The sequence below is a fragment of the uncultured Pseudophaeobacter sp. genome (assembly GCA_905479575.1).
In the GTDB taxonomy this organism is placed as follows: Bacteria; Pseudomonadota; Alphaproteobacteria; order Rhodobacterales; family Rhodobacteraceae; genus Pseudophaeobacter.
Window position 1 is genome coordinate 1 of sequence record CAJQNB010000066.1, and the last position, 9558, is coordinate 9558.

At 54.4% G+C, this 9558-nt stretch carries 6 protein-coding genes and 2 pseudogenes; 5 read left to right on the forward strand and 3 right to left on the reverse strand.

Features of this window, described 5'->3' with window-relative positions; all coding sequences use genetic code 11:
- Positions 1 to 476 precede the first annotated feature (476 nt).
- Both QZ268_RS16090 and QZ268_RS16095 read left to right on the forward strand, forming a co-directional pair.
- Positions 477 to 1163, forward strand: coding sequence for a sugar transferase (locus QZ268_RS16090; protein WP_295454635.1), 687 nt, complete (start codon positions 477 to 479; stop codon positions 1161 to 1163).
- 123 nt (positions 1164 to 1286) lie between these two features.
- Positions 1287 to 3410: a polysaccharide biosynthesis tyrosine autokinase gene (locus QZ268_RS16095; protein WP_349387458.1), complete on the forward strand. Its 2124-nt coding sequence runs from the start codon at positions 1287 to 1289 to the stop codon at positions 3408 to 3410.
- Between the two features lie 95 nt (positions 3411 to 3505).
- On the opposite strand, the gene QZ268_RS16100 is transcribed toward QZ268_RS16095, so the two are convergent.
- The gene (locus QZ268_RS16100) at positions 3506 to 3787 is read right to left on the reverse strand and encodes a hypothetical protein (RefSeq protein WP_295454637.1); all 282 of its coding nucleotides are present in this window, start codon (positions 3785 to 3787) and stop codon (positions 3506 to 3508) included.
- A 331-nt stretch (positions 3788 to 4118) separates the two neighbouring features.
- Here QZ268_RS16100 and QZ268_RS16105 point away from each other — a divergent pair, with 331 nt between their 5' ends.
- From QZ268_RS16105 to QZ268_RS16115, 3 genes are read left to right on the forward strand one after another with little or no spacing between them, the layout of a single operon-like run.
- Positions 4119 to 6236, forward strand: a complete 2118-nt coding sequence (locus QZ268_RS16105; protein ID WP_295454639.1) for a YjbH domain-containing protein — start codon at positions 4119 to 4121, stop codon at positions 6234 to 6236.
- The gene (locus QZ268_RS16110; RefSeq protein ID WP_295454640.1) at positions 6233 to 6871 is read left to right on the forward strand and encodes a YjbF family lipoprotein; all 639 of its coding nucleotides are present in this window, start codon (positions 6233 to 6235) and stop codon (positions 6869 to 6871) included. Before QZ268_RS16105 ends, QZ268_RS16110 begins: the two co-directional genes overlap by 4 nt.
- 32 nt (positions 6872 to 6903) lie before the next feature.
- Complete coding sequence (locus QZ268_RS16115; protein WP_295454642.1) at positions 6904 to 8283, forward strand: polysaccharide biosynthesis/export family protein; 1380 nt, start codon at positions 6904 to 6906, stop codon at positions 8281 to 8283.
- A 273-nt stretch (positions 8284 to 8556) separates the two neighbouring features.
- Here the strand turns inward: QZ268_RS16115 and QZ268_RS16120 are convergent.
- A pseudogene (locus QZ268_RS16120) lies at positions 8557 to 8800 on the reverse strand (IS110 family transposase); the annotation flags it as partial.
- Positions 8801 to 9097: 297 nt separating this feature from the next.
- Positions 9098 to 9349 (reverse strand): annotated as a pseudogene (locus QZ268_RS16125) (transposase); the annotation flags it as partial.
- Positions 9350 to 9558: the final 209 nt, after the last annotated feature.

Below are 9558 nucleotides of genomic sequence, written 5' to 3' on the forward strand. Positions count from 1 at the left end.
CGCCAGGTCGCCGAACTCCAAGTTCGCATCGCCGTCCTGAACGGCTACACTGCGCTCGGCATACCCGTCACTGAAGCTGTAGGATAAGTCCGTCCGGGGAAAGGGGAACCTCGGCCATCAGAGGCTTTGTGCAACAGAGCCGTTTTGAATGTCCCCGCCCCCTGGGGTGGGTTTTATAAAGGTGTCATTTTTTAGGAATAAGTGTGAGAGAAGCGCCCAAAGGTTGTGCGTTGTGCGAGGGGGATAGTTTGATATGACAGCGCCGCAGTCCCCTATTTTATTGAAAATATTAGTTTAGTTGCCGAAAACTGATGGTTTTCTCTTGTTGATCTCGATGCGGACTCGCGTTAACTAAGACTCAAAAATTTGAAGAAAATTTTATTAGATTTGGCTAGGAAGTGAATCTAGGTAAGTAATTTCTTCCCTGTTTTCAGGTGTTTTGGGTATCGGTTTAATTTTATCTTAAGGTTGAGAGTATGCAGCATTCAGTTCCCTTCCATCAGCATTTAGACGATTACGCCTCCGCAGTTGACATCGTTCCTCAACCAGTAGGGATTTATCATGCCTTTGGAAAAAGGGCATTTGATCTGGTGCTTGCCTTTATTTTACTACCTGTTCTAACACCAATCATCCTTGGGTTGTGGGCTTATTCCCGTCGAGATGGCGCACCTGGGTTCTTTGGGCACGCCCGTATTGGCCAGACTGGTGCGGTTTTCAAATGTTGGAAGGTACGCAGTATGGTTGCAGATGCAGAATCCCGACTTGAAGCCTATCTGAAGGCCAATCCAGAAGCGGCGGCAGAATGGGCCAGGGATCACAAACTCACAAATGACCCAAGGATTACCCGGTTTGGACAGTTCATACGTAAGACAAGCCTCGATGAGTTGCCCCAGATCTGGAATGTGCTCAAAGGCGAGATGAGCTTTGTCGGACCGCGCCCGGTGGTGACAAAAGAGCTGGAAAAATATGGTCATAATCTGCCTTCCTATTTGGCGCAAAAGCCCGGTATCACCGGTCTATGGCAGGTTTCTGGACGAAATGACGTCAGCTATGATGAACGGGTGCAGATGGATGTGGATTACCTTGAAAAACGCAGTTTTCTCATGGACTTGAAAATTATCGGAAAAACAGCGCTTTCGGTTCTCGGGCGTACCGGCCGCTGAGGGGCTCGTAACACGAACAGGACAATGATAGTTTTTATAGTTACTTCGATAGGCTATCCGTGCTGCTAGGTACGGGTAGCCTGTCCATTTTGAAGGTCCCTTTGACAAATGAAGCAATCACCGTTGACCAACGTTGCACAGATCCACCAGCGTCACCCTACTGAGGCTGACACGCCAGAGGACGATGTCATCGACATTGGGGCTCTCATTGCAACTCTTTGGCGTGGCAAATGGATTGTACTACTCACGACCCTGATTGCGATCACTCTGGGTGGGTATTATGCCTATGTGGCGGCGACGCCGCTTTACACCTCCAGTGCGGTGGTGATGCTGGAAACAGATCAGAAAAGCGTCGTGGACCTTGAGAGCGTCGTGGGCGGTCTGACCGGGGATAGTACTGAGGTCAACTCAGAGCTCGAAGTGTTGAAATCCCGCGGCCTGATGGGGAAGGTTGTCGACCAACTTGATCTGGTCTCCGACCCTGAATTTAACGAGGAGCTTCAACTGCCCTCTGCTATTGATGGGTTGAAGGATCAGGTTAAGGCCTTGTTGGGGGTAACGGATGCTTCGGCAGAGATCTCGGCTGAGCTTCAGGACAAAATCACTCGAGATAGTGTGATCTCGGCACTTCTGGAACGTGTTGCAGTACGGAATGTACCATTGAGCCTGGTTTTTCAGGTAACCGTAACTACTGAGGCTGCCACAAAATCTGCCTTGGTCGCTGATACGATTGTCGACCTGTATATCCTCAATCAGATCGAGGTAAAGTTTGACGCTACTGAGCAAGCAACCACCTGGCTAACAGACAGGGTTACCGAACTGCAGGTCCAACTCGAAGTTGCGGAGGCCAAAGTCACCGAGTTCAATGGCTCTACGGCCTTGATTTCACCCGAGGTCCTCCAGGCGCAGGAAATTCAGCTAAAAGATCTGCGGGAGCGGATCTTGCTGGCCAAAGCCTCAGAAGGGGCGGCGCGCGCCCGGCACAATGATTTAAAAACAGCCGAAGGACGTACAGCGCAGGCAGAGCTGAGTGGTGATCCGCAATTGCAGCGGTTGTTGCGCCAGATCGACACGCAGCCTACTGCTGCCTCCACCTTTGATACCACCTTTCAGCGGCTGCTGGCCCGGGCTGGACTTGAAGCCCGCCGTGCGACGCAACAGGTTGCATCGTTGGAGCTGTCTGAGCGCAGCCTTTCAGAGCAAGTCGCGCAGCAAAACACGGATCTAATTACCCTGCAGCAACTGACCCGTGAAGCCGAAGCGAACCGTTTGCTGTATGAGTATTTCCTGACCCGCCTGAAAGAAACCTCTGCCCAGGAAGGGATCCAGAAAGCAGACAGCCGGATGCTGTCTCAGGCTGTGGTGCCGCAGAAGCCTTCAGAGCCAAAGAAACCCCTGATCCTCGCTATGAGCGGTATTCTGGGTCTGATGCTGGGCACCGGACTTGTCCTTCTGGCAGAGGCCCGCCGCAGCGGGTTCCGGTCCAGTAAGGATCTTGAGCAACGTACCGGATATAGCGTTCTGGGACAAATCCCCACCTTCCCGGCCAATGGGCCGCGCAAGATTTTGCAATACCTTTCTGATAAACCCTCTTCTGCAACCGCAGAGGCCGTGCGCAATCTGCGTACCTCTATCCTGCTGTCCAATGTGGATACCCCGCCTCAGGTGATCATGATGACCTCGTCGTTGCCGGGAGAAGGAAAGACCACCAACTCGCTCGCACTAGCGCATAACTTTATCGGAGTAGGCAAGAAAGTTCTACTAATCGAGGGGGACCTCAGGCGCCTGACTTTGACGGCACAGTTACAGGGCAAACCGTTAAAAGGTATCGTCTCGGTATTGACGGGTGATGCCACCTTGGAAGCGGCCGTGTTTCGCGATGAGCTGGTCGGATGTGATGTTTTGGCCGGCGAAAAAACGTCAACAAATGCTGCGGATCTCTTTGCCTCAGAAAAGTTTCGTAAGCTGATCGAAGATCTGCGCGAGATTTATGATGTGATCCTGATCGACACGCCGCCCGTGCTTTTGGTCTCGGATGCGCGTTTGATTGCCCGCCACGTGGATGCCGCTCTTTTGACGATCAAGTGGGACACGACGTCTGATCAGGATGTGATGGAATCTTTGCGCTTGTTCCATACAGACAGCTTGCGCCTGTCGGGCCTGGTTTTGGGGCAGATCAATGCGCGTCGGATGAAGTCCTATGGCTATAGCTACGGCAACTACGGCTCAGCCTATTATTCAAACTAACGATACCTACCATCCTGGGATAGGTTCAGGAATGAGGCTGTATGGACAACAAAGGCGCGCCCGATCCGGACGCGCCTTTGTTCTTACTTAGATCTTTAATTCGTGCTGGTGGTGCTGGTCGTCGATGGTGTCGAGCCACCACTGCCTGCAGCTGCAACACCTGCTGCTGCAGCGACGGCACCCAAGGCCGGCGCAACAAGCGGCACAAAACCAGTAACCCCGGCAGCCGCAGCGGCTCCCGCAGCTCCGGCGCCTGCACCCGCTCCGGCGCCTGCACCCGCTCCGGTGCCCGCACCCGCTCCGGTGCTCGGGACAGTGACCTGCGCTGAAAGCGAGGTCGCCGTGAGAGCAAGGGCCAAAATGGTAATTCTGATCATTAGAAATACTCCTAAACACATTCCCGCAAAGACTATCATACTTGGTTGATGCTGAGAATGTTAGATTATGCAACAGACAGTGAATTAAGCCCATGGAGAGCCGCATTTCTGGCGTTATTATTTTACATCAGGGCTACTGTTGTCTGTCTTGACGCCGTTTGAGAAGAAAGGCCTACGGATGAGGCAGTTATTGTGAGTTTTAGCACGCACTGCAGACAGAATCACATGATGCAAAAACAACCCATACAGGCGCGAACTTTCAACAATCCGGGCGACACGGGGTAGTCGTTCATCTAGTAAAAACGTGAGTTAACAAAATAGATTAAATCCAGTGAAGCTTTTTACCGCCAAATGCTTAGTGAGCCTATGCCTCTCTGTGTCTGCAGTGAGCTTATCAACAGCAACGGCTCAGACGATTTCCAACTATGGGACACCTGGCCTTCTGGAGATCCCGACGGCAGAGATGTTCGAGGATGGCACTCTCGCGTTTACTGGTAGCATGCTTGACGGTACCCTACGTACAACGATGACCTTTCAGATGCTTCCTTGGGTGCATGGCAGTTTTCGTTACGCGGTGATTGACGGATTTGATGGTGCAATTGGTAATCGGTATGACCGTAGCTTTGACATCCATTTTCAGCTTCGTGAAGAAAGCAGTCGCGCGCCGGCCGTTGCCCTGGGCCTCAGGGATTTTGGCGGGACCGGGATTTATGCGTCAGAATACTTAGTCGCGACTAAAACCATCCAGGAGCGCTTTAAACTCACAGCTGGGATTGGCTGGGGCAGGATCGCAGGGCGCGGCAGCTTCAGCAATCCTCTAGGGCATTTCTTCGAAAGATTTAATACAAGACCAGGCTCTGGTGCCGGTGGTATTGGAACTACTGGACAGTTAGATTTTGGGAACTGGTTCCGCGGAGATGCTGCACTGTTTGGTGGTGTTAGCTGGCGTTACAGTGATCGCCTCACTTTTATGGCTGAATACTCTCCTGATCTATACCCGAGAGAAACTCAAAATATCGGATTTGAGGCGCGATCACCTCTGAACGTTGGCGTCCAGTATAGATTCAAAAACGGTGCGCAGCTCACTGGATCTTATCTTTATGGGTCCACCCTTGGTTTCAGCTACACCTACTTTATAGACCCCAAAAAGAGCGTAGCCCCGGGCGGCCAAGGCGCTTCGCCGCCTCCTTTGTTACCAGTTGACAGAGTGGCCCTAGCGAGTTGGAATCTTGACGATGACACTGGTAGACCAGCGCAAAAACAGGCGGTTTTACGGCAACAGCTGAACGAGCAGGGGCTGCGGCTGGTTTCTTTGGAGCGACATGGCGAAACCGTCAGTATCGGCGTGGAAAATGGCACCTATGGCCAGGCGGCGCAGGCGGTTGGGCGCGCAGCGCGTGTTCTGGCCAACACCCAGGAGCCAGAGGTCGAAGCCTTTGATATCGCGATAGTCAGCAATGGGGTGCCTCTCAGCTCGGTGCGCATTAACCGTGCCGATCTTTATGAGTTGGAGTACGATCCAGACGGGGCTTGGCGCAGCTTTGCCCGTGCTGAGGTTTCCAATGCGGTGCCGCTTTTTGAAGGCCATCTGACCGAGGGCGCTTTTCCTGATTTCAAGTATCGCATAGGTCCCTATTTTCAGGCGTCTTTCTTTGATCCTGACTCGCCGTTGCGGTATGAAATTGGCGCGACACTGGGCGCGGACTACACCCTGCGCCCAGGCCTTAGCTTTTCCGGTTCGGTCCGTATGCCTTTGGCTGGCAACCTGGACACTGTAACGCGAGTGTCTAATTCTGTTTTGCCTAAGGTCCGGTCGAATTGGGGGCGCTACGCAAAAGAATCCGACCTACGGCTAGAACACCTGACCGCAGAACATATCTGGCAGCCGGGTCGCGATTTTTATGCCCGCGCTACCTTTGGCTATCTTGAAACCATGTATGGTGGGATTTCTGCTGAGCTGCTCTGGTTCCCGATCAACAGCCGTCTGGCGGTAGGGGGGGAATTGAACTACGTCAAACAGCGCGATTTTGATGTTCTCTTTGGGTTCCAGGGCTATTCTGTCGCGACTGGTCACATATCGGCTTACTACGACTTGCCCGGCGACTACCATGCGCAGGTGGATGTGGGCCGATATCTCGCTGGTGATTACGGGGCGACCCTCTCTGTGGATCGAGAGTTCAACAATGGTTTTAAGGTTGGTGCGTTTTTCACTCTGACCGATGTTGGCTTTAGCGATTTTGGAGAGGGCTCCTTTGACAAAGGCATTCGGCTTGAAATTCCCGTTTCCTGGCTCACTGGGCGGCCTACCCGCAACAAGCTGGGGCAGGTGATCCGACCGGTTCTGCGCGACGGGGGCGCGCGGCTTAATGTGCGGAACCGGCTTTATGGTTTTACCCGCGACGCGCGCAGCCAGCAGTTAGCCAAAGGCTGGGGGCGGTTTCTGCGATGATCCGGCGTCTTTTCCCCTTTGTCTTGCTTAGCCTGCTGGTTGCCTGCGGTGATGCAAAGGACGATTTTGATCTGTTGCGCGGCTCTCTGAACCGCGATGCGCCGCGGTTCCATCCACGCGCCAATGCACTAGCCTCGTTGCGCCCGATCCCGCCCCGCCTGGAGGTCGGCTTTCCTAGCCGTGATCTCTCTGGCGTTATGCTGCTGGAAACCCTGCGCGCCGGCACTGAGACTTGGCTAACGGCGGATGGCGCCACCATCACGCTAAAGGGCGGCATGCTGACATCTGCCAAGGGTTTTGGCTCTGGACTTTCCGGCTCCGACATCGACCAAAGCCTGGCGCTGGTGCAGGCGGGCCGGGCCGGTATCGCAGAGCGTTTCCACAGTTTCCTCAACGGCAATGACGAGATCGAGCTGCACGCTTATCGGTGCGAAATTACCCCACAGGGGCGCGAGGAGATCTTTGTCCAAGGGCTGGCCATTTCAGTAATGAATCTGGAAGAAGCCTGTTTTGGCTCTGAACAGGCTTTCACCAACACCTATTGGCTACGCCCTAACAGCCATGAGATTATCCAGTCCTCGCAGTGGACGGGTGACTTTCTCGGCAACCTCTTTATGAAGAGGGTACCGGAGTGAATTTAAGATTTTTATCGATTGGAGACGGCATCGTGCGCCCATTGACCCTTGCTTTTAGCGCCCTTGCTTTGGTTGGGGCCCTGGCGGGATGTTCCACCATTTATCGTAGTCCCTCTGTGTCAGCCGGTGTGTCCGATACCGGCAAAGTGCGGGTGGTGGCAATGACGCCTGAAACCGTTCTGGTGGCCAACCGTGCATCTTATCAACCCCAGACCCTGCCTGCCGTTTTTGGCCTTTCGGCCGGATCTGGTGCTGGGGTATCTCCGCGCGGTATTGGCACCCTGCCCGCCGCGCCCTCGACGCAGGACGGTGGGCGCAGTGGGCTGCGCCTTGATCTGCCGCCAGCCGTGGCAAGCACCCCCTATACCATCGGCGTCGGCGATGTTGTGGTGTTGTCGACCCCCTCGACACAAGGCACCGTGGGCGAGCTGTCCGGCCTTTTGGCAGCGCAAAACAGTCGCAATGGCTATACCGTTCAAGATGATGGCTCGATCAATATCCCGGATGTGGGCCGCGTACGTCTTGTCGGTCTCACGGTGGACGAGGGCGAAGCGCTCCTGTTTCAGCGTCTGGTCGAAAGCCAGCTGGATCCGACATTCAGCCTTGAAGTGTCTGAGTTCAACTCTCGCCGTGTCTCGGTGGGCGGTGCGGTGGGACAGCCGGGCGTGATGCCAATTACGCTGACGCCGCTAACCCTGAGCGAAGCCCTCTCTAGTGCGGGCTCCGTCTCGGTTGGCGATATTGATGTGAGCTCAGTTCGTATCTACCGCGACGGTAAAATGTACCAAATCCCGCTGGAAGACCTATATTCTCGCTCTGACCTGCAGAACCTGCATCTGGTCGCTGGGGATTCTGTCTTTGTGGATACAGACTATGACCTCAACCGCGCGGAACGGTATTTTGCCCAGCAGATCCTGCTGAAGCAGACGTCGCTGTCTGGCCGTGAAACGGCGCGAGATGAGCTGACAACTGCCATTAACCTACGCCGCGCAGAACTGAATGAGCGGCGCGGTAACTTCACCCAGACTCTCGATCTCGACGCGGTTGATCGCGACTATGTCTATCTCAGCGGTGAAGTCCGCACCCAGGGTCGCTATACTCTGCCCTTCAACCGCAAGGCCGTGCTGGCGGATGCCCTGTTCGACACAGGCGGCGGGATTGCCAAGGAAACCGGCGATGCTTCCGAGATTTACGTGCTGCGGGCCTCAGATGATGTACGTGAATTTGGCGCCGTGACCGCCTGGCACCTGGACGTGCGCAATGCCGCGAACCTCGCGATGGCCTCCAAGTTCGAGCTTCGGCCTGATGATATCGTCTTTGTCGCCGAGAACCCTGTAACGCGTTGGGCCCGGGTGGTCGATCAGATTACGCCGTCACTAATTACCGCGCCGATTAATGCGGTTGCGGATTGATGCCACTGAGCAGCCCCACTTTGGTGATCCAAATCGAAACTAGTGCATAGCTGAACTATGGCGCATCGGTAAGATGGCTTCTTAGCGCATATGGACGGCAGATCAAAGTGAGCTGTGCGCCCCCCGCTTGCCAGAGCTTTGTGAACCGCTCCAGGTTTGCCGGAGGCCTCAACTCCTGAGCAAGATGAAGCCACAACGAGCAAGACAACAAACAGTTATTCTCCCGATATCCGCGAATATCGACTGCTCAGCGCATACACTGAATGAGTGAAGGACATGACGTTTGATAATGACGCTGTTGGCGCCAATGATCAGTAGCCGTCGTAAAGATCGCTCGCCCATTTTAGTTGTGGCACCAAGACGCTGTTTACCCCCGTCGCATGCTGTCGTGACGATCAATGGGCCGATGCCCGGAACCGTCCTCAGCCTGCGCGCACCTTATTCTCCTTGCCGTCGGCAATCCCCTTTCAGAGTCTTCCACGATGGCAATCAGACGAACAGCGTTCGCCGCACCCTGCACATCTTGGCTCTTCACCAGCACGAAGCGCATCCACGGACGCACCATGTAGTGCTGCACCAGGATGACTATGGGTTGTTCTGGTTTGGCACGATGCCACGACATCAAGAAACAGCGCGCCGACCAGGGAGGGGGGCTCTAAAAGTCTACACCTTCAGAACTGAGACCGGCGTGGGTAATCGGATTTATTCGCGCGCAATTTTATAGGGGGGGGTATGCATCACACTGGTACTGATATTCAGAAATTGGTCAATCTCCGGTAATCCTCCCATTTTTAATGGGGGTCAGCCGTAGAATTCAGGCGGCTGTTTTTAACCTCATAGCGGGTGTCATGCCGCCGATGCCCATGTTGGGTCGCTCGTTATCGTAAGGTCCGAGCCAATCCGCGGCCTGTTTCTGCGCCCCCTCAATAGTTTCAAAGATCTATTGATCCAGCCGTTCGTGCCTGACCGGTCGGTTGTATCGCTCGATATAAGCGTTCTGCTACAGCTGGCGGGGCTGGATGTGCGCCAAAGTGATATTGTGCTTCTCAGCCCATTCCATCAACTTTTGGCGAGTGGATTCTAGGTCGAAAAGAGCCTTTGCGCTTGACGGATACTCAGGGGCTGGATGGCAGGCCGTTGAAGTGGCGAAAGGGGCTGCGATTTGTCATCCCGCGAAGCTAAGGTCACCGCCACGCCCCCCACAAGTCAGTTTCCTGTGACACCACCAGATCAACGCTTCGATGCGTAGTATGATACCCGCCTTTCGAGATAGGC

Coding starts and splice junctions, on each gene's coding strand:
- QZ268_RS16110 (WP_295454640.1), top strand. CDS start 6,233: ATGATCCGGCGTCTTTTCCCCTTTGTCTTGCTTAGCCTGCTGGTTGCC.
- QZ268_RS16090 (WP_295454635.1), top strand. CDS start 477: ATGCAGCATTCAGTTCCCTTCCATCAGCATTTAGACGATTACGCCTCC.
- QZ268_RS16100 (WP_295454637.1), bottom strand. CDS start 3,787: ATGATCAGAATTACCATTTTGGCCCTTGCTCTCACGGCGACCTCGCTT.